Annotated in this window: 14 protein-coding genes; 10 read left to right on the top strand and 4 right to left on the bottom strand. The window is 71.7% G+C overall.

The genetic code is table 11. The annotated features are described in order from the left end of the window. Positions 1-366 precede the first annotated feature (366 nt). Positions 367-1,929 carry a 4-hydroxyphenylacetate 3-hydroxylase N-terminal domain-containing protein gene (locus WME83_RS13495; RefSeq protein ID WP_437319683.1) on the top strand — a complete coding sequence of 521 codons (1,563 nt, stop codon included), beginning with the start codon at positions 367-369 and terminating at the stop codon, positions 1,927-1,929. Here the strand turns inward: WME83_RS13495 and WME83_RS13490 are convergent, their stop codons facing one another. Both WME83_RS13490 and WME83_RS13485 read right to left on the bottom strand, forming a co-directional pair. After that, on the bottom strand, positions 1,930-2,577 hold the full coding sequence (locus WME83_RS13490; protein WP_437319682.1) for a hypothetical protein: 648 nt from the start codon (positions 2,575-2,577) through the stop codon (positions 1,930-1,932). A gap of 23 nt (positions 2,578-2,600) precedes the next feature. Further along, complete coding sequence (locus tag WME83_RS13485; RefSeq protein WP_437319681.1) at positions 2,601-4,802, bottom strand: serine/threonine protein kinase; 2,202 nt, start codon at positions 4,800-4,802, stop codon at positions 2,601-2,603. A 155-nt stretch (positions 4,803-4,957) separates the two neighbouring features. Here WME83_RS13485 and WME83_RS13480 point away from each other — a divergent pair, with 155 nt between their 5' ends. The 4 genes from WME83_RS13480 (at position 4,958) to WME83_RS13465 (ending at position 8,755) form a co-directional block, all read left to right on the top strand. After that, the gene (locus WME83_RS13480; protein ID WP_437319680.1) at positions 4,958-5,896 is read left to right on the top strand and encodes an SIMPL domain-containing protein; all 939 of its coding nucleotides are present in this window, start codon (positions 4,958-4,960) and stop codon (positions 5,894-5,896) included. Positions 5,897-6,152: 256 nt separating this feature from the next. Then, on the top strand, positions 6,153-6,845 hold the full coding sequence (locus WME83_RS13475) for a hypothetical protein (protein WP_437319679.1): 693 nt from the start codon (positions 6,153-6,155) through the stop codon (positions 6,843-6,845). Between the two features lie 59 nt (positions 6,846-6,904). Further along, positions 6,905-7,795: a tRNA1(Val) (adenine(37)-N6)-methyltransferase gene (locus tag WME83_RS13470; protein ID WP_437319678.1), complete on the top strand. Its 891-nt coding sequence runs from the start codon at positions 6,905-6,907 to the stop codon at positions 7,793-7,795. Positions 7,796-7,906: 111 nt separating this feature from the next. Further along, positions 7,907-8,755: a PhzF family phenazine biosynthesis protein gene (locus tag WME83_RS13465; RefSeq protein WP_437319677.1), complete on the top strand. Its 849-nt coding sequence runs from the start codon at positions 7,907-7,909 to the stop codon at positions 8,753-8,755. Between the two features lie 14 nt (positions 8,756-8,769). On the opposite strand, the gene WME83_RS13460 is transcribed toward WME83_RS13465, so the two are convergent. Next, positions 8,770-9,453 carry a hypothetical protein gene (locus WME83_RS13460; protein ID WP_437319676.1) on the bottom strand — a complete coding sequence of 228 codons (684 nt, stop codon included), beginning with the start codon at positions 9,451-9,453 and terminating at the stop codon, positions 8,770-8,772. A 140-nt stretch (positions 9,454-9,593) separates the two neighbouring features. On the opposite strand from WME83_RS13460, the gene WME83_RS13455 reads away from it, so the two are divergent. From WME83_RS13455 to WME83_RS13440, 4 genes are all read left to right on the top strand, one after another. Next, a complete protein-coding gene (locus WME83_RS13455; protein ID WP_437319675.1) occupies positions 9,594-10,034 on the top strand; it encodes a nucleotide triphosphate diphosphatase NUDT15 in 441 nt (146 codons plus the stop codon). Between the two features lie 187 nt (positions 10,035-10,221). Continuing rightward, positions 10,222-11,049 carry a metal-dependent hydrolase gene (locus WME83_RS13450; RefSeq protein WP_437319674.1) on the top strand — a complete coding sequence of 276 codons (828 nt, stop codon included), beginning with the start codon at positions 10,222-10,224 and terminating at the stop codon, positions 11,047-11,049. 416 nt (positions 11,050-11,465) lie between these two features. Further along, entirely contained in the window at positions 11,466-12,968 is a 1,503-nt protein-coding gene (locus tag WME83_RS13445) for a protein kinase domain-containing protein (protein WP_437319673.1), read from the top strand. A gap of 118 nt (positions 12,969-13,086) precedes the next feature. Further along, entirely contained in the window at positions 13,087-14,328 is a 1,242-nt protein-coding gene (locus tag WME83_RS13440) for an ATP-binding protein (protein ID WP_437319672.1), read from the top strand. Positions 14,329-14,485: 157 nt separating this feature from the next. On the opposite strand, the gene WME83_RS13435 is transcribed toward WME83_RS13440, so the two are convergent. Next, positions 14,486-16,084: a glycoside hydrolase family 43 protein gene (locus tag WME83_RS13435; protein ID WP_437319671.1), complete on the bottom strand. Its 1,599-nt coding sequence runs from the start codon at positions 16,082-16,084 to the stop codon at positions 14,486-14,488. 661 nt (positions 16,085-16,745) lie between these two features. On the opposite strand from WME83_RS13435, the gene WME83_RS13430 reads away from it, so the two are divergent. After that, positions 16,746-20,072: a beta-propeller domain-containing protein gene (locus WME83_RS13430; protein WP_437319670.1), complete on the top strand. Its 3,327-nt coding sequence runs from the start codon at positions 16,746-16,748 to the stop codon at positions 20,070-20,072. Positions 20,073-20,098: the final 26 nt, after the last annotated feature.

Below are 20,098 nucleotides of genomic sequence, written 5' to 3'. Positions count from 1 at the left end.
GGTGAGGGAGGCGCCCGCGCGAAGCGCCGCCCGGAAGCGCCCGGACGCTCGAGCGGCCTCGCTTCGCCGAGAGCCGCGCCGCCTCGCGCCGCATCCGCGCGCCGGCCACATGCCCGTTCGACGCGCGGTGCCTCCTTGCCGAGCTGAAGGGAAAGGTATCTCGAGGTGTGTTTCTGTATCGTTTCTTTTCTGAAGAATTTCCGCAGCTTGCAACTCTGAATCGACGGCCGCCGCCGGATGTGGTGAAATCCGCCGTATTCCCTTGAGCAGCCCGCCCCGGTGCCGGGCGCCGGGGCGCCGCGGTGGACCGCGGCCGGCGCAGCGAGACGGCGACGGGGCGGCCCAACCATGCAACGAGGTACCCTCATGAGCCGCGCTTCCTTCGCGAAGCCCCGGATGCCGATGACCGGGGAGGAGTTCCTGGCGAGCCTGCGCGACGAGCGCGAGGTCTGGGTCTACGGCGAGCGCGTCAGCGACGTGACCGCGCACCCGGCGTTCCGCAACGTCGCGCGCATCCTGGCCCGGCTCTATGACGCCTTGCACGACCCGGACGCACGGCCGATCCTGACGGCGCCGACGGACACCGGCTCAGGCGGGTATACGCACAAGTTCTTCCGATCGCCGAGGAGCGTGGAAGATCTGCGGGGGGCCCGGGACGCCATCGCTGCATGGGCGCGCATGTCGTATGGATGGCTCGGTCGTAGTCCAGACTACAAGTCGAGCTTTCTCGCCACGCTCGATTCCAACGCCGAGTTCTACGCTCCCTACGAGGCGAACGCGCGGCGCTGGTACCGGGAAGCCCAGGAGCAGGTCCTGTTCTTCAACCATGCCATCGTGAATCCGCCCATCAACCGCGGGCTGCCCCCCCACGAGTCGCGCGACGTCTTCGTGCACGTCGAGAAGGAGACCGATCGCGGGATCGTCGTGAGCGGCGCCAAGGTGGTGGCGACGGGCTCTGCCCTCACCAACTACACGTTCATCAGCCAGTACGCGACGCTGCCCATCCAGGACGAGGGGCTCGCCCTGGCCTTCATCGTGCCGACGGGCGCCCGCGGGGTGAAGCTGCTCTGCCGGCCCTCGTACGCGATGACGGCCGGCGTCATGGGGAGCCCGTTCGATTACCCGCTCTCCAGCCGCTTCGACGAGAACGACGCGATCCTGGTGCTCGAAAACGTCCTCGTGCCCTGGGAGGACGTCCTCATCTACCGCGACATCGAGCGGGCGCAGCAGTTCCTGCCGCGCTCGGGCTTCGCCCCGCGCGCCTTCTTCCATGGATGCGTCCGCCTCTCGGTGAAGCTCGAGTTCATCGCCGGGCTCCTGCTCCGGGGCGTCGAGGTCATGGGCAACAAGGACTTTCGCGGCGTCCAGGCGGAGGTGGGCGAGGTCATCGCGTGGCGCAACGTCTTCTCGGGCCTGGCCGACGCCATGGTCCACGCGCCGACGCCGTGGAAGGACGGCACGGTGCTGCCCAACGCGGAGTACGCCATGACCTACCGGGCCCTCGCGCCCTCGATCTACCCGCGGATCAAGGGGATCCTCGAGAAGGTCCTGGCCAGCTCCCTCGTGTACGTGCCGTCGCACGCGATCGACTTCGAGGTCCCCGAGCTCCGCCGGCACCTCGACCGGATCGCCCGCGGCTCGGACGGCAGCTCCGCGCTGGAGCGCGCCAAGCTGATGAAGCTGACGTGGGACGCCGTGGGCACCGAGTTCGGCGGGCGGCACGAGCTCTACGAGCGGAGCTACGGCGGCAACGAGGAGAACTGCCTGGTGGAGCTGCTGCACACCGCCGCCGCCGCCGGCGCCACGGAGCGCTGTAAGGAGCTCGTGGCCCGGTGCATGGCCGACTACGACGAGAAGGGGTGGACCGCGCCGGACCTGATCGACGCGAAGGACATCAGCCTCATCGGCGGCCGCGCCGGGGCGCGGTGATCACCGGGGCGCGGGGCCCGGCCGCGCGGCCGCCCGCGCCTCCGCGAGGGCGCGGTGCACCGCGGCGACGAACGCCGGCGGGAAGAGCTCGGGGTCGGTGAACCACGACGCCACGCTGGCGACCGCGCTCCGGACGCCCGAGCGCTCGTCCGCGACCGCCCCGGCGAGCAGCCACCCGGTGCCGAGGGCGAGCCGCGTGGGCGGCAGCCCCGCGTCGCGCGCGAACGACCGGGCGATCGCGCGGCAGACGTCGTCGGGCAGGTGCGCGCGCCGGACCTCGCGCAGCAGATCGGCCGCCTCCAGGAGGCGCTCGTAGGACGCGGCGCGCCGGGGGATCGCGCGGCAGAGCGTGCGGTGGAGGACCCGGAGGTGCTGCTCCAGGAGCACGCTCGGCATGCCGCGGTTGGAGAGCAGGCCCGCGAGCCAGCGGATCTGGCGCTCCACGACCGGGCGCGTGTGGGTCGCGAGCGTCACGAGGAACGCGCTGTCGCTCCGGGTGAAGCGCCGCCCCCGCTCGCCGTAGCGAAATCCGTAGTACGGCGACTGGCGGAGGGAGAGCTCGCCCGCGCGCAGCGCCGCGGCGACCTCGCGCGGGTCGTCGGGGACCGGGGTCGAGCCTGCCTCGGGGTTCAGCGGGTGGCCTGGCATCGGAGCGGAGCGCGCGCGGGTCGTCAGCCCGTGACGCGCCCCTCGATGATACCGCCGTCCGCGGTGATGGCGACGACCACCTCCGAGTCGACGAACAGCGACACCACCGGGCCGACCCAGGCGTCGTTCTCCCAGACGCACTCCCACGTCCCCGCCATCGGCGGGATGCCGCCGCGGCGCACCCAGATGCGGCCCGCGCTGCCCGCCCAGGCGCGGCCCTCCGCGTCGATCGTCGCGGCCGACAGGGCGCGGCGCGGCTCGATGTGCTCCGTGAAGACGCTCTGCCCGTACCGCCAGACGACGCTCCCGTCCGCCCCGACCGCGATGCCCACGCCGAGATCGGGCCGCCCGGCGCAGGCGACGAACGCCCGCGCCGGCGGCGCGGGGAGGCGCTCCATGTGCCAGTCGAGCGGCGCGTAGAGCGCGACGAGCCCCTCGCCCGCGGTCGACCGGCCGACGAGCAGCCACCGCTCGTCCTCGACGCGCGCGACCGCGGCGAGGAGCGCGACCCCCTCGGCCGGCATCGGCCGCAGCCAGCGCTTGGCGATGAACGCGTGCAGGAGCGGCCGCGGATCGTTCGGCGTCGTCGAGACGAGGATGCCCATGTCCTCGAGGTCGCCGCTCAGCGCGACGTGGCTCTGCGGCTCGCCCGGCAGCTGGAAGACGCCCGTGACGCCGCCCGTCGTGTACACCGCCAGCGTCGAGCCGTCGCCGCCGAGCAGCCAGCGGCCGGGCCCGATCCGGTGCACGAAGCGCACGCCCTGCGGGCTCGGGAGCCCGCCGGACGACGCCTCGCTCCAGCTCGTCCCGTTCCAGAAGAGCAGCCCGCCCGTCGCCGCCGCGAGGCACCGGCCGTAGCCGTCCCAGGCCACGCTCCGGATGACCGCGTCGAGGCTCGGGTGGTGGAGCACGCTCCACGTCCAGCGCTCGACGATGAACGACGGCCGAGGCGGCGGCGCCTCCCGGCTGAGGCGCGGCGGCGCGCTGATGAGCTCGGCCTCGATCGCGCGATCCGGGCTCGGGCGGTCGACGGCGCGATCCACGGCGGCGGGCGCGGCGGCGGCCTTCGGCTGGCGCGGCGAGAGCAGCGTCTGGCCGAGCTCGCCCTTGAGCTGCGCCGGCGCCTTCACGTGCGTCGCCGGGATGGTCATGGGCGCCATCTCGTCGTGGGCGCGCGTGCGCTGCTCGCCCGCGCTCGCCACGATCCGCTGCTCGAGCGCGGAGACCGGCGAGGCGGGGCGGAGGTACGGCGAGAGCATCGCGGCCACGGCCACGGCCTCCTGGAGGCGCTCCTGCGCCTCGCCGGCGGAGGCCCAGCGGAGCGCGAAGTCGATCGACTTGCACGCCTGGTCGTTGCCGCGCAGCGCGGGGTGGAGCCACCGCGTCTCGAGGATGCTCCGGCGCGTGCGCGCCATGGCCGCCATGAGCGCCTGCGCCTGCGACTCCGCGACGATGTACTGCTCGCCCGTGAGCAGGAAGAAGATGACGGACGCGAGGTTGAAGATGTCGGTCCACGGGCCGATCGTGCTCGGATCGGCGGACAGCATCTCCGGCGGCGCGACCCCGGTGTTGCTGACGACGCCGGCCATGATCGTCTCGCGGATGCCGCGCGGCCGCGCCATGCCGAAGTCGCTGATCTTGAACAGCTCCTCGTCGCCGGAGCCGCAGCACAGGATGCTCTCCGGCGTGAGCTGCCGGTGGACGACGCCCACGTCGTGCACCGCCGACAGCCCGCTCGAGATGCACTCGATCGCGCGCGTCGCGCGCGCCGGATCGAACGCGTGGCCCGTGGCCTGGATGGTCCCCTGCACCCGCTGGCGGAGCGTCACGCCCTGGACGCCGCCGTGCACGTACTCGATCGTGATCCAGGGCAGGTCGAGCGTCTTCGTGCCGCGGCGGACCGCGAAGGTGCCGGTGTCGATGAGGCGGACCACGAAGGGGGTCGGCGGGACCTGCTCATTGAGGCGGCCGAGGGACACCGCCTCCTTCTTCACGATGACGGCCGCCGACGGCCCCATCTGCCTGAACAGCGACGGCCTCAGGATCTTGACGACGACCGGGGTCTCGCCCTCGGGCGCGGTGCGGACCGCGTAGTACGAGACGAACATCGTCCCGGCCCCGGCGCGCGACACGATCCGGTAGCCGATGCTTGGCGAGAGGTCGCTGGGGATCGTGGCCCCCTGCAGTCCTCCGAGGGCCTCTTCATCGCTGGGTATTGTGAGCACGTGAACGACCATAGCGCACCCGGCGCGCCGTGGAACAACTTGAAGAACGGGGGCAATGCGGCCCCCTCGGCCATGGCCCGCGTCGCCCGCGCGTCGCCCGCGCGGCCCGGCGGCGCCCCCTGTAAGGCGGCGCGGGGCTCGCGCGTTGCACGGCCATGAAGAACCAGAGCTCTCTGTCGCGCCGGCTGTGCCTCGCCGGGTTCCTGCTGTCGACCGCGCCCCTGCTCGCCGCGTGCGCGGCGCAGGCGACGCCGCCTCAGGCCGTCCATCCGGAGTCCCACACCATCACGGTCGTCGGCCGCGGCGAGGTCCACACGAAGCCCGACGTCGCCCGCGCCCAGCTGGGCATCGAGGTCCTGGCGCCCAGCGTGAACGAGGCGACGAAGTCGGCCGCCGCGCGCATGAACGAGATCCTCGCGGCGCTCAGGAAGCTCGGCGTCGCGGACAAGGACATCCAGACCAGCAACTACTCCATCCAGCTCATGCGGCAGGCCGACGTGCCGCCCTGGATGCTCCCCCCTCAGCCCCTCGCGGCGCCCGCCGCGGCCGCGCCCGCCGCGCCCGCCGCGCCCGCCGCGTCGCCCGCCGCGCCCGCGGGGCGCGGGCCGAAGCCGGCGCCGGCTCCCGCCCCGAAGCCGCCCGCGCCGCCCGATCTGGCGCCGCCCCAGGCGGCGCCTCCGGCGTACTACTACCAGGTGAGCAACACGGTGACGGTCGTCATCCGCAACCTCGATCAGGTCGGGCCGGTGCTCGACGCCGTCGTCGCCGCGGGCGCGAACAACGTGTGGGGTGTCTCGTTCGGCCTCGACAAGACCGAGCCGCTCGAGGCGCAGGCGAGGGAGAAGGCGATCGCGGACGCGCGGGCTCGCGCCGAAGCGCTCGCCAAGCTGCAGGGCGTCTCGCTCGGCGGCGTCGTCGCGATCAGCGAGATCGTCGACTCCGGCCCGCGCGGCCCGATGTACGCCCCCCGCCTCGCTGCCGGCACGATGTCCGCGGACGCCGCCACCCCCGTCGCGCCCGGCGAGGTTCAGTTCGGCACGCAGGTGAAGGTCATCTACGCCCTGGAGAACGCGCCGGCGAGCCCGCGCAAGTGAACGCCCGGCCCGGGCCGCCGCTCCACGACGGCCATCGAGCGCGCCCGCCCCGTGGGCGGAGCCTCGGCCTCCGCGGCTGAGCGGCCTGCGCTTCGCCCGCCGGCAGGCCGGCGCCGCTGGCAGCCAGGCGCGGCCGGCAGGCCGGCGCGGCCGCGGTCGGATTACAGCTATACCCAACCCGCGCGTCGCCGCAGCGGATAGAGTTCCAGCGTCCCGCTTCGGACCCTACACCGCTCCCCCCTCACCAGCGCCACCAATGACCGCTCCGCCCTGCCCTTCCCTGCTCCGCGCCGCCGTCCTCGCGGCGCGCCCGCGCTTCGCTACCGCGCTCGCGCGCTCGCTCGGGGCAGCGGCGCTCGCCGCGTCGGCGACAGGCTGCCTCGTGATCTCGCCGCCGGAGTACGATCACCCCGAGAGGACGCCGCCCGTGCTCACGGCGGTCTTCCCGCCCCCGCACACGCCCGTGCACATCGACCCGCTGAACATGATCACGAACTTCCACGCGACGGTGCTGTCCGAGGACAACGGCGATCCCGTGGAGGTCGGGCTGTACGTCGATTATGGGCGGCTCTACATTGAGACGCACCCACACCGGGGCGTCTTGGGCCGGGTGTCCGTCGAGCCGGGGACCATCGCCGGCGGACAGCGCCCAGTCACGGCCACGTTAAACCGCTACTTCGAAGGTCTCCCGGACGACAACAAGACGGAGGGAGAGTGTCATACGATCACCATGATGGCGTCGCACGCCTTCGACCGTCGCAAGTGCGATTGCCCGGACGACCCGAACGACATGAGCTGGATCACCTGGCAGCTCATCGACTGCCGCCCGGACGAGCCGTGCCCGACGTCGTGCCCTGCGCTGGACTGCCAGACCACGCCGTGTCGCTTCTGCGATGATCCCGCGCTCAAGACGGACTGCGTCCGCCCGGAGGGCGACGCGGGCCCTTGACGCCGCGCCGGAGGACGGCGCCAGCCCCCGGCGCCGCCGGGCGTGGTACATGGGGGCCGATGACCGCTCCCCCTGACGTCCAGCCCTCCCTCGCGCCGACCGGCGGGGTCGTGCGGCCTGCGCGCCGGCCGCCCGGCTGGGTCGCCCCTGGGCCGCGGCCGGTGACGCCGGAGCGGCCGGAGGTCTGGCCCGGCCCCGGCGAGGACCTCTGCTACCTCTCCGGCGATTTCCGCATCCTCCAGCGGCTCGACGGCCACCGCTGGTCGGCCGACGATTTCGTGACCGCCGCGTTCGCGGCCGAGCAGGTGGCGCACGCGCCCCCGCGCCGCGCCGTGGATCTCGGGTGCGGCATCGGCACGGTGCTCCTGTTCACCGCGTGGCGCTTCCCGGACGCGCGCTGCGCGGGCGTGGAGGCGCAGGAGGTGAGCATGGCGATGGCGCGGCGGTCGGTCGCGTGGAACGGCATCGACGACCGCTGCGAGGTCCGGTGGGGGGACCTGCGCGATCCCGCGGCGCTCGACGGCCTCGGCCCCGCGGACCTCGTGACGGGGACGCCGCCCTACCTGCCGGTCGGCACAGGCATCGAGTCCTATCGGGTCCAGTGCGGGCCGTGCCGCTTCGAGCACCGGGGCGGCGTGGAGGAGTATTGCCTCGCGGCGGCGCGGCTGCTCGCGCCCGGCGCGCCGTTCGTGGCCTGCGCGTCGGCGCTGCAGCGCGGCCGCGTCGAGGCGGCGGCGGCGGCGGCCGGGCTCGCGCTCGAGGCGTGGCGCGACGTCATCCCGAAGGAGGGCAAGGCCGCCCTCTTCTCCGTCTACGCCCTGCGCCGCGCCGGGGCCGCGGCGCCGTGCCGCGACGAGCCGCCCCTCTTGCTGCGCGGCGGGAACGGACGCTTCACCGAGGAGTTCGACGCGCTCCGCCGGACGATGGGAATCCCGGTGGTGAGGACGTGACGACGTGACGGCGGGTCCGCGCACTACGGATCTCGAAGTTCTCCAGCATACGAGTCCGGGATCGGCCCCTTCGGCGTGGACTGCGGAGCACGACCGCGGTAGTCGATGCCGATGAGCCTTCGGATCACGCAGGTGGATGCGTTCACGGCCAAGCCGTACCGCGGCAACCCGGCGGCGGTCTGCGTCCTGCCCGAGGCGCGCCCCGCGGCGTGGATGCAGGCCGTGGCGCGCGAGATGAACCTCTCCGAGACGGCCTTTCTGGTCGCCCGCGGCGACGGCGGCTTCGATCTGCGCTGGTTCACGCCGACGGTGGAGGTCGCGCTCTGCGGCCACGCCACGCTCGCGAGCGCGCACGTGCTCTGGGAGACAGGCCTGCTCGCGCCCGACGAGCAGGCCCGCTTCTTCACGCAGAGCGGCCTGCTCACCGCGTCTCGCCGCGACGGCGGGTGGATCGAGCTGGATTTCCCGGCGAAGCGGGAGGAGAAGGCGGAGCCGCTCCCCGGCCTCGACGAGGCGCTCCGCGTGGAGCCGCTCTACATCGGCAGGAACGCGTCCGACTACCTCGTCCTCCTCGGCTCGGAGGACGAGGTCCGCGCGGCGCAGCCCGACGTTGGCCTCCTCGCGACGCTGCCCGCCCGGGGCGTCATCATCACGAGCCGGAGCTCGTCCCGGGACTTCGATTTCGTCTCGCGGTTCTTCGCCCCCGCCGCGGGCGTCAACGAGGATCCGGTCACCGGCTCCGCGCATTGCTGCCTGACGCCGTTCTGGGCGGCGCGCCTCGGCAAGGCGGAGATGCTGGCCTATCAGGCCTCGGCGCGCGGCGGGGTGGTGCGCGTGCGCCTGCGCGGCGATCGCGTCGACCTCGGAGGCCAGGCCGTCACCGTCCTGGAGGGCGAGCTGCGCGCCGAGCCGAACATCCGGGGCGAGGGCTCCCCCTCGGACAGCCCTCCTCCGCGCTGACCCTCTCGCGCTCGTCAGCTCGGCTGCGACACGAGCGGCAGGGGCACGGTCTGCGCCCGGAACAGCGGCCGTCCGTCGCGGCCGGGGAGCGCGTCTTTCGCCGGCTGGCCCTGCGCCGGCCGCTGCTTCGCCGGGCGCGCCGGCTTGTCTCCGGGCGCTGGCGCCGGCGCGGCGGGCGCCATCTCGACCGGGGCCTCCCATGCGTTTCGGGTCCCGCCCGCCTCGTTGGCCTGGAAGAACACGGCGCGGAGCGCCCTCCCCTCGACGTCCGTCTCGACGGCCATCATCCAGAACCAAGGGCCGTCCGGCTCGGTCTCTTGCCCCATGAACGAGAAGGTCATCTGTCGCGACTCGCCCCGCCGGCTGTGCTCGCTGCGCGCCGCCTCGAGGTGCCTCTGCGAGGGCTTGTCGGCAGGACCGCGGTACACGCGCACCGCGATCCCCTCGATATGGGGCATCAGGTACAGGCCGTCTCGGTGGACGGTCAGCCACGGGTGTTTGCCGCTGTCTGCCAGCTTGCAGAGGGCGTGGCCGAACCGCTCGTGCGCCTTGCAGCCGATCCCCCAGCTGGTATCGCCCTCTTCGCGGTTTGCCTCGCTGAACGCCTTGTTGCGGACATCGACCGCCGTCTGCGCCAGGAGGACGAGCCGGCTCTCGTGCAGGGCGGGGTTCAGCTCCCAGGGGAGGGCGATATCCATCGGAGCTTGCACGCTACGCATGTTCACTGGAAAGTCAATCAGATCTCGCCGCTCGTCGTCGTTAACGCTGCCGCTCTATCGCTGCCGCTCTCCCGCAGGCCCCCGCCCCCGTGCTAGAGCGCGCGGCCCGGAGGTGTTCTGTGGGATCCCCCTCGATCGTCGGCGCTCCCGCCGCAGCTCGTCCGCAGGTCGGCGTGGGCGTCATGCTGGTGCGCGATGGCCGCGTGCTCCTGGCGCAGCGGCGCGGCAGCCACGGCGATGGCAGCTATTCCTGGTGCGGAGGCCACCTCGAGCTCGGCGAGTCCTTCGAGGACTGCGCCATCCGCGAGGTGCGCGAGGAGAGCGGCCTCGTCGTCAAGAAGCTCTCGTTCCTGTGCCTGAGCAACATCATCGCCTACGGCAAGCATTACGTGGACATCCAGCTCCTCGCAGAGGAGTTCGAGGGCGAGCCCGAGGACCGCGAGCCCGACAAGATCGCCGGCTGGGCCTGGTACCCCATCGACGCCCTCCCCGCGCCGCTCTTCCGCCCCGTGGAGCTCGCGATCGCGAGCTATCGCAGCGGCCGCCGCTACAACCCCTGACGTCGCCCGCGCCGCGCCTCACCGCGCGGCGCCGAGCCGCGCCCGCGGCACTATTGACTACAGTTCAATAGCTGCTATGGACACGGACCGGCACCCATGCCCTGAGCGCGCGGCGTCGCGCCCGGCACGGGCTCCAGCGGCGCCGCGACCGGCGCTGCTGGGAGCATTGGCGAGGAAGGAGAGCTCGATGATCACCGAAAAGGCGCCCCTCAAGCCGCGCAAGCCGCCCGTGTCGTTCGAGCAGGGGCTCACCCGCCACTGGCTCGGCGGCCACATGGTGCCGACCCACGTCGCCAACGCCGTCAACCTGCTGTTCCCCGCGGGAGAGCGCTTCTTCATCCGCAGCGTCGCGCGCTACGCCGACCGCGTCGAGGACCCGGCGCTGCGCGCCCAGATGAAGGCGTTCTTCGGGCAGGAAGGGCACCACGCCAAGGCGCACGAGCGGTTCTTCGACCTGCTCCGCGGGCAGGGCTACGAGATCGATCGCTTCCTCCGCGCCTACGAGCGGGTCGCCTACGACGGCATCGAGCGCGTCAGCTCGCCCGAGCTGCGGCTCTCGGTCACCGCGGCCCTCGAGCACTACACAGCGATCATGGCGGAGGACGCGCTCCAGGCCGGCACGCTCGACCTCGCCCACCCGACCGCGAGGGAGCTCCTGCTCTGGCACGCCGCCGAGGAGATCGAGCACAAGACCGTCGCTTTCGACGTGCTGAAGCTCGTCAACCCGAGCTACGCCCTGCGCCTCGTCGGCTTCGCGGTCGCCACGATCACGCTGTCGATGTTCTGGCTCTCCGCCCTGCTCGTGCTGCTCGCCCAGGAGCTCCCCCGCCGCCGCGAGCGCGACGCGCGCGCGGCGGCGACGACAGCGCGCCTCCCGCCCCTCAGGCACAGGTCCGTGCTGAGGGGCGTGTTCCTCCGCGGTATCCGCGAGTACGTGCGCCGCGACTTCCACCCTTCGCAGAACGACAACATCCACCTCGCGCGGGCCTACCTCGCCGGGATCGGGGCCGCTTGAGCGCCGGGCGCACGTCATGAGCGGTCGCGACCAGCGCGCCTATGCCGATCGCTCCGCGCGCCGCGAGCCCATCGCCTTCCGCCCCCGCGCCCCCTTCCGCAGGATCCTTTCCAGCGGCTCCGCTCAGTCCGCATCGGCGAGCGCCGCTGCCGAGGCCGCCCCGCCCGGCGCCGCTCCTCCTGCGAGGGGCCCAGCCATGCTGGCGCGCGCCGCTCCGCGCGAGGGGCCAGCCGCGCTGAGCAGCGTGGCATTCCGACACACTCTCGACATCGTGCTTGACGCCGCGCGGACGCATGCACAGCCATGGCGGCGGACGTGACGCTCCCGCGACACGTCCACAGGCCGTCGCGTGCACGCCGCTTCGCAGCTGCAGCACGTGTCGCTCTTCGTTGATAGGCATGAGCAGGGCACGTATCATGCGCTCCATGGCAGATGCGGCGGGCGGCCCGCCTGGCTTCAGTTCCGGAAGCGAGAACGGCGGCGATCCCCCCGCGCCCCTCGTGCCCGACGTCGCGGATACGCTGCCGGGCGTCGACACCGTCGTGCGCGACCGGTCCCCCGCGCGGATCGAGCCGCCGGTCGAGCACCACAGCGACAGCTCGACGCTGAGCGACGAGGACCTCGCGCTGGCCGCCACCCGCTCGAGCATGCACGAGGGCGGAGGCCACGTTCAGGTGCCTCCCGACGGTACTTTACTGGGAGGGGTCTATCGCATTCTGGGTCGGCTCGGCGAGGGGGCGATGGGCGTCATCCTCCTGGCGCGCGACGAGCAGCTCCAGCGCGACGTCGCCATCAAGCTGCTCCGGCCGGAGCAGCTCGACAACGCGCAGATGCAGGCCCGGCTGCTCGCGGAGGCGCGGGCGATGGCGCGCGTCCACCACCCGAACGTCGTCGAGATCTACGCCTTCGGGGAGTACGTCAACGCGCCGTACTTCGTGATGCAGTACGTGCCCGGGGTCACGCTCGACACCTACGTCCACAGCAAGGGCGGCCGGCTCGGCCTCGACGAGGCGCTGAGCATCCTCGATCAGGCCTGCCTCGGCGTGTCGGCGATCCACGCCTCGGGCATCGCCCACCGCGACGTCAAGCCGAGCAACATCCTCGTCGGCCAGGCCCTCCGCGTCGTGGTCGCCGATCTCGGCCTCGCGAAGCGCATCCCCCGCGGCGACCGGGTCGAGCTCGCCTTCTCCGGCACCCCGGCGTACCTGGCGCCCGAGGTGGCGCTGGGCCGGCAGCTCGACCCTGCGCTGCTGCCGCGGATCGACGTCTACGCGCTCGGGGTGGTCGCCTACTACCTGCTCGCCGGCCGCCTTCCGTTCCAGAGCACGAGCACCGTCGATCTGGTGATGCAGCACGCCTATCAGCCGCCGATCCCGCCGAGCGAGCTCTGCCTGGACCTGCCGGCGTCGTTCGACGCGCCGGTGCTCGCGGCGCTGGCCAAGGAGCCCGACCAGCGCATGGCGAGCGCGGACGCGCTGCGCGAGGCGCTCCTCGACGCCCGCAGCGCCATGCCGACGTACGCCCGCACGACGCGCGTCATGGTGGCCGACGACAGCCCGTCGTTCCGCACCTTCCTCGCCAGCGTCCTCGCGCAGGCGCTGCCCGGCGCCGTCATCGAGACCGCGCCCGACGGCGCGGCCGCGCTCGCCGCCATCGAGGCGAACCCCCCGTCGCTCGGCGTGTTCGATCTGGACATGCCCGGCCTGGACGGCATCGCCCTCACCGCGGCGGTGCGGAAGCTGCCGCGGGGGGACTTCCCGATCATCGTGGCGACCGGGACCGGGGGCGCGGCGGACTGGCAGTGCCTGTCGCGCCTCGGCGCCTCGGCGTTCCTCGTCAAGCCGTTCGACGCGGGGCAGCTCATCACCCTGGCGCGCGCGCTCGTGGGCGTCGCGGACGAGCAGAAGCGCAAGCAATGATGAACAAAACGGGGACCATGCCCACGGCGCCGGGGCTTTCGGCGCGGGCGGCGTGGCGCGTCGCGCGCCGGCGCGAGAGCGCCGGTGTACCGACGGGTCGGCGACGTCGAGGCTCCTGATGAACGACAGCGAGATCAAGGTCCTGGTGGTCGATGACGACGAGGTCGATCACCTCGTCACGCGCAGGCTCCTCCGCGAGGTGTCCCGGACCCGCTACGACGTCACCTGGCTGAGCACCTCGGACGAGGCGATCGAGGCGCTGCTCGCCGGCGGCTACGACGTGTGCCTCCTCGATTACCGGCTCGACGCCCGCACCGGGCTCGACGTCGTGCACGAGGCGAACCACCTCGGCTGCGCGATCCCCATCATCATGCTGACCGGGGTCGGCGACGAGGAGATCGACATGGCCGCGATGAGCGCGGGCGCGGCGGATTACCTCGTGAAGGGGCGGTTCGACGCGCAGATCCTCGAGCGCACGATCCGCTACGCCATCGAGCACAAGCGGAGCCAGCTCAAGCTCAAGCAGTACGCCGACACGCTGGAGGAGAGCAACCGGCAGCTCCTCCAGATGCACGAGGAGCTCGCGGGCAAGAACGCCGAGCTCGTTCGGCTGAACGAGGAGAAGAACCGCTTCGTCGGCATGGCGGCCCACGACCTCCGGAACCCGCTCGGCGTCATCCTGGGCTACAGCGACTTCATGCTGATGACCCACCGCCGCGGGGAGCAATCGTCGCTGCTCCGGGAGGACGGGGTCGAGATCATCCAGATGATCCGGAGCTCGAGCAAGTTCATGCTCTCGCTCATCAACGACCTGCTCGACGTGTCGATGATCGAGCTCGGCAAGCTGAACCTCGACCGGAAGAGCACGGATATCGTCCAGCTCGTCGAGTCGAACGTGGCGCTCAACATGGTGCTGGCCGGGCAGAAGAGCATGAAGCTCGTCGTCGAGAGCGACGAGAGCGTCCCGCGGGTCGACGTGGACGTCCACAAGCTGGAGCAGGTGCTCAACAACCTGATCAGCAACGCGATCCACTACTCCCCGCCGGGCACGACCATCCGCGTCCGGGTCGAGAGCGCCCCCACCGCCGACGGGAGCGCGACCGAGGTGCTCCTGTCGGTCCGGGACGAGGGGCCCGGGATCGCGCCGGAGGACATCGGCAAGCTGTTCCGCCCGTTCGGCCGGGCGAGGACGGTCAGCACCGGCGGCGAGCGCTCGACGGGCCTCGGGCTCGCCATCGCGCAGCGCATCGTCGAGGGGCACGGCGGGCGCATCTGGGTCGAGAGCGTGGTCTCGAAGGGGGCGACGTTCTTCGTGGCCCTGCCCGTGGCGCCGGCGCCCGACGCCGAGGCGGCCGCCTAGAGCGGCGGTCACCCGCTTCGGATACGGGCCCACCTCGACGTTTTCGGTGCTCAGCGCACCGGAGTGCGCTTCCGCGCCGAAAACGCCGAGCTGGACCCGTCTCCTGTGCGGGTGAACGCCGCTCTGTAACGCAGGGCGAAGACCGCTCCAGAGGGGATCAGGGCTCCTGCGGGAGCTCCGCGTAGTCGAGGTAGTCGAAATCGGCGGGGAGGCCGCTGCCGGTGAGGTCGTGGGCGCACAGCGCCGCGAAGGCGCCGGTGAAGCCCAGGCCACGCGAGGTGCGCTCGTCGGACAGGAGCGACGCGTCGAGCGCCGGCCCGAGCGGGTCGAAGCGCTCTCCGTCGATCGAGGACGAGAACTGGAGCGCCTTGCCGGCGAGCTCGAAGCGGAGGTGGACGCGCGGGGCGGCGCAGGCGACCGGGCGCGCGAGCCAGCTGAGCCGCCCGTGCTCGCTGCCGAGGAGCGCGATCGAGCGCCCGGCGCGCTCGTCGTGGCTGAGCAGCGCGTAGAAGAAGCTCTCGTCGTCGTACAGGCACATGAGCCCCGCCATCTGCTGGAACGAGGCGGGCTCGAACTCGAGGCAGGTCTCGACGCGGCAGCGGAGCGACTGGATGCGGCGCCCGACGACGCTCTGCCGGTGCAGTGACTGGGGCGACTCGCGGCCGCGGACGCGCAGGTAGCCGGGGCGCTCGCGCAGCGACACCCAGCTCTCGTCGGGCACGTCGCGCAGCGTCTGGTACGCGACGCCCAGCGCCGCCCGGTCGAAGTGATCGCGCGCCGGGGGCTCCTTGAACGGGTGGTCCGGCAGGCGGGGCGCCGGCACGCGGACGGCGGGCGCGGGCGGGCGGGGCGCGTCGAGCGCGAGCCAGCCGTCGTCGGTCCAGCGCACCCGCTGGATCGCCGTCTCGCGGCCGAGGATGCAGCGGCGCTCGCCCGGGAGCGGCCGCCCGACCAGGTGGGCGAGGTACCACTCGCCCGTGGTGGTCTCGACCAGGCAGCCGTGCCCGGCCTTCTGCAGCTCGATGGCCGGGTCGTGGACGGAGGTGAGGAGCGGGGCGCTCGGGTCGACCTCGTACGGGCCCTCGATGCGGCGGGAGCGCGCCACGACGGCGGCGTGCTCGTAGCTGGTGCCGCCCTCGGCGACGAGGAGGTAGTAGTGGTCCCCGCGCCGGTAGAGGTGCGGCCCCTCGGTGCAGCTGCGGCCGCTGCCGCTGAAGATCCAGCGGCGCTCGCCGACCAGGCGGCGCTGCTCGAGATCGAGCTCCTGCAGCACGATGCCCGGGAACTGGTTGTTGCCGGGGCGGTGGTCCCACACCATGTTGACGAGCCACGCCCGGCCGTCCTCGTCGTGGAACAGCGAGGGGTCGAAGCCGCCGCGGTTCAGCGCGACGGGCTCGGACCACGGCCCCTCGATGCGGCTCGCGGTGACGTAGTAGTTGTGCGCGTCGACGAAGCCGCCCCAGGACTTCACGTCGGTGTAGACGAGGTAGAAGACGCCGCCGGCGTGGGTGAGGCAAGGCGCCCAGACGCCGCCCGAGCGGGGGTTGCCGAGCAGGTCGAGCTGCGAGCGGCGGTCCAGGGCATAGCCGATGGGGTTCCAGTGGCGGAGATCGCGGCTGTGGTGGAGCCGCACGCCGGGGAACCACTCGAAGGTCGAGGTGGCCAGGTAGTAGTCCTCGCCCACCCGGAGGATGGAGGGATCGGGGTGAAAGCCCCGGAGGACGGGGTTCTCGATGAAGGTCGGTTCGCTGGTCATCGCGGGGGCTAGGTCCGAAGGAGGGAAGTTGGGGCGGATCGACGGCCGCGCCGGGGGCGCTGGGGTCGTGCGCGCGGGCATCTTGCAGCGGAGTGGCCCGGCGGCGCAACGGGCTCGGCGGGGCGGCAGGTCACCCCTGGGTGTCGGGAGGCCGTCGCTTCGGCGATGATGAGGAGTTCAACGGGTCGGATGGAGTCCTGGGTCGCTTCCTCGTCACCGGTCGAGGCGACTGCAAGGCTCGCTCGCTATCGCTCGATGTGAGCACGGCGTTCCTCATGTGAGACTCCCGGCGCGCCGCTCTGCCCAAATCCACACGAACATACGCCCCGATGCCGTCGTGCGTCACGGGTGGATCCGCTTTCGCCTCCGTCCCGTCACCGCATTCCGCGTTGAGGATGTCATCCAGAACGTGGATAATCCGTGCAATGCAACTTCACGGCTCATGGTAGCGCGCGGCCGCGGACGCCAGGGGAATCGCAGGCCGCGCCGTGCCGGACGCGCCTCGATCGCCCGCCGGGAAACCGAGATCCCATCGACCTCGGACCGGAACGTCCAGACCGCCGCTCAGCCGTGGAGGACACATCGATGTGCGCAGGCTCCGTACCTCGCGCGAGGTACTAGGGAGGAGTAGGCAGTGGCGAAGAGAGCTCGATTCAGAGGCGTGCTGTCAGCGCAGGCCAGGGTGATGGCCGCGCTCCTCTTGGTGTACGGACAGGGATGCGGGGGCGACGAGAACAAGCCCGATCCGCAGGAGCAGATTCCGCCGGAAGAAGAAGAGAACGAGAACCCGCCGCCCGAGGAGGAGGAGCCCGAAGAGGAAGAGCCCGAAGAGGAAGAGCCCGAAGAGGAGGAGCCCGAAGAGGAGGAGCCCGCGACCCCAGAGGGGCCCACCGAGTTCGTCTCGGCCGACGATCCCTTCACCGAAGGCTACCTCGGCGAGGAAGAGGAAGAAGAGGAGGAGGAGGAAGAGGAAGAAGAGGAGGAGGAAGAGAGCCGCGAGATCGAGGAGGGCGACATCTACCGCGTCCTCGGCGGCGGGCAGCTCCTCAACCTCAACCCCTACCGCGGCCTCCAGGTCATCGACATCCAGGACCCGTCGAACCCGAAGTTCCTCGGCCAGCTCCAGGTCGCCGGCACCCCGGTCGAGATGTACGTCGTCGGCGATCGCGCGGCCGTGCTCCTGAACGACTGGGCCGGCTACCAGCTCAAGGCCGATGGCCTGACCGTGGAGCGGCGGACCGGCGGGACGGTCCTGTTCATCGACATCGCCGACCGCACCGCGCCCAAGATCCTGTCGCAGTACCCGGTCGCGGGCCGCATCATGACGAGCCGCCTCGCGCGCGGCACGAGCAAGACCTCGCTCTACATCGCCTCGAACGGCTCGGAGCTCGAGGAGTTCGCCCCAGGCCAGTTCCACTGGGTCAACAAGACCCTGGTCAGGAGCTTCGATGTCGGCACCGCCGCGCTGACCGAGCGCCCCGGGCTCGAGCTCGACGACGCCGTGACCGCCATCCACGCCGAGGCGGACGTGCTCCTCGTCGCGCGCAACCGCTTCAGCTGGTCGGAGGAGCCCAGCTCGATCTCGGTCATCGACATCTCGAACACCGACGGATCCATGGTGGAGCGCGGCAGCGTCACCGCGAAGAGCTTCGTGCGCTCGCAGTTCCACATGGACTTCCGCGACGACATGCTGCGCGTCTTCTCCGGCCCGCGGTGGGCGAGCGGGGCGCCCAGCTACCTCGAGACGTGGAACGCCGCCGACCGCGACGACATCACGCCGATCGACAGCGAGGACTTCGGCGCCGAGCAGTCGCTCTACGGCGCCATCTTCATGGACGACAGGGCGTTCGCGGTCACCTACCGGCAACAGGATCCGTTCCACGCCTTCTCCATCGATCCGGCCGGGAACGTCACCGAGGAGAGCGAGTTCGTCGTGTCGGGGTGGAACAACTTCTTCCGCCCCGTCCTCGGCGCGACGCGCCTGATCGGCATCGGCGTGAACGACCAGAACGGCCGCCGCCTCGCCGCCAGCCTCTACGACATCACCGACCTGACCAGCGCGGACCCGCTCGTGGCGCGCGCCGAGGTCGACAGCGCCCCCGACGGCTGGAGCTGGTCGGAGGCCGACTGGGATCACCGCGCGTTCACCGTGCTCGACGACGCCGTCGAGGCCGTGGCGCCGACCGGAGAGCCCGAGACCGGCCTCGTGCTGCTCCCGTTCTCCGCGAGCAGGGTCGTGGACAACTACCGGCGCCCGTTCTCGGGGGTGCAGATCTTCACCTTCTCGGACACGACGCTGACCCGCCGCGGCCTGATGGAGCACGGGACCCCCGTGCGCCGCACGTTCCGCGCCGAGGACATCGCCACGGCGAACGTGTCCGACGAGCACCTCTCCCTCTACGCGCAGGGCGATCTCGACGCCCCCACCAAGCTCGGGCAGCTCGAGCTCGCGCCGGACTACCTGAAGGTCTTCGCGTTCGGCAGCCACCGCGTGCGCGTGAAGCTGCCGTACGACACCTACTGGATGCCGTACGAGAACCGGAAGCTGAAGGCGGAGGTCGTCCCGAGCTCCGGCGTCGCGCAGCTCGAGCAGCCGGTGGCCACCTTCGATCTGCCGATCGACGCGCAGCTCTACCAGGTGGGCGATCTGCTCGTGACGCTGACCACCACGTTCGAGAACTGGGTGGGCAAGGTGGCCCATATCCGGGTGATCGACCTGTCCGATCCGACCGCGCCGCGTCAGGCGGGCACGCTCGACACGAGCGATCTCCCCTTGATCGGCACCTACTACGGCGGGGGGAGCGCGTTCCCGACCGTGCACGCCGGGCGCGACGCCCTCGCCTTCCTGCGCGTCATCGGCCACACCGAGGATCTCGGGGTCGGCTGGTCGTGCCGGACGAACGCCGTCCAGAACCCGACCTGCTTCGGGCAGGAGGGCTGCACGTACACCGCCGGCGAGCGGCTGTGCCGCAGGATCGGCAACGACGAGTACTGCAACGGCGGGTTCGCCGAGTGCACGGACCACGCCGGCGCCGACACGACCTGCACGCCCATCGAGGTCGACCGGAACGACATCCCGGGGGTCACCTCGACGTACTGCTACGAATACGTGCCGCGCCGCACCTGGGCTCAGATCGAGATCAGCGTGGTCGACCTGTCCGATCCGGACAGCCCGGCCGTGAGGCCCGCGCTCTCGCTGCCGGACGACAGCGAGACCGTGAACGTCCTCAACGACGACGGGGAGCTCTACTTCAACATCAAGCGCTCGATCGGCGCGCCGGACGATCCGCGCCCGCACACGCAGTACTTCCTCACGCACCTCAACCTGGAAAACCCGACGCAGCCCGCGCTCGATCCGGGGATCAACGTGCCCGGCGAGATCCTCACGATCCAGGGCAAGTCGATCTACGCGCGGGACAGGGTGTGGGGCCAGCAGTTCATCGAGACGGCGCTCGCGCGGCTCGAGCTGCACGAGGGGCTCGCGTACCTCCAGGAGTACCAGCAGTTCCCGAACCGCCGGGTCAACGCGATCTCCATCGACGGCCGCGGGCTGCCGGTGCTGAGCCACAGCCTGATCTGGCAGCCGACCTACGGGATTTACTACGGCTGGGATCCCAACCAGAAGCTGACCACGCTGTCACCCCTCGCCGACGAGGAGGAGCCGCCGCCGCCGGAGGACGAGAACGAGAACGAGAACGAGAACCCGACGGTCCCCGAGTTCGATCACCTCTCCACGGTCCGCCTCGCGTCGTGGGCGTCGCTGCGCCACACCACCGACATGCGCGCGCTGTTCGAGGTGCCCGGCGGCGTGCTGGTCATCTCCCTCGAGCAGCCCGAGGCGCCGAAGGCGCAGGCGTTCTTCCAGACCTGGGGCTGGCCCGAGAAGTTCGTGGCGAGCGGTGAGGAGGTCCTCTTCGCCGCCGGCCGCTTCGGGATTCACCAGCTCGACCGCGAGACCGTCAACCTCGTCCCCTACCTCGGCGAGTAGCCGAGCGCGGATCGAGCGGCGCGCGC

The organism is Sorangium sp. So ce385, assembly GCF_051474135.1.
Classification (GTDB): Bacteria; Myxococcota_A; Polyangia; order Polyangiales; family Polyangiaceae; genus Sorangium; species Sorangium cellulosum_D.
This window is presented reverse-complemented; position numbering and strand designations above follow the sequence as displayed.

Excerpts from the sequence above, each read along its gene's own strand:
- WME83_RS13495 (WP_437319683.1), top strand. The coding sequence starts at position 367 with ATGAGCCGCGCTTCCTTCGCGAAGCCCCGGATGCCGATGACCGGGGAG.
- WME83_RS13470 (WP_437319678.1), top strand. The coding sequence starts at position 6,905 with ATGACCGCTCCCCCTGACGTCCAGCCCTCCCTCGCGCCGACCGGCGGG.
- WME83_RS13445 (WP_437319673.1), top strand. The coding sequence starts at position 11,466 with ATGCGCTCCATGGCAGATGCGGCGGGCGGCCCGCCTGGCTTCAGTTCC.
- WME83_RS13475 (WP_437319679.1), top strand. The coding sequence starts at position 6,153 with ATGACCGCTCCGCCCTGCCCTTCCCTGCTCCGCGCCGCCGTCCTCGCG.
- WME83_RS13490 (WP_437319682.1), bottom strand. The coding sequence starts at position 2,577 with ATGCCAGGCCACCCGCTGAACCCCGAGGCAGGCTCGACCCCGGTCCCC.
- WME83_RS13450 (WP_437319674.1), top strand. The coding sequence starts at position 10,222 with ATGATCACCGAAAAGGCGCCCCTCAAGCCGCGCAAGCCGCCCGTGTCG.
- WME83_RS13435 (WP_437319671.1), bottom strand. The coding sequence starts at position 16,084 with ATGACCAGCGAACCGACCTTCATCGAGAACCCCGTCCTCCGGGGCTTT.
- WME83_RS13440 (WP_437319672.1), top strand. The coding sequence starts at position 13,087 with ATGAACGACAGCGAGATCAAGGTCCTGGTGGTCGATGACGACGAGGTC.
- WME83_RS13480 (WP_437319680.1), top strand. The coding sequence starts at position 4,958 with ATGAAGAACCAGAGCTCTCTGTCGCGCCGGCTGTGCCTCGCCGGGTTC.
- WME83_RS13460 (WP_437319676.1), bottom strand. The coding sequence starts at position 9,453 with ATGGATATCGCCCTCCCCTGGGAGCTGAACCCCGCCCTGCACGAGAGC.
- WME83_RS13465 (WP_437319677.1), top strand. The coding sequence starts at position 7,907 with ATGAGCCTTCGGATCACGCAGGTGGATGCGTTCACGGCCAAGCCGTAC.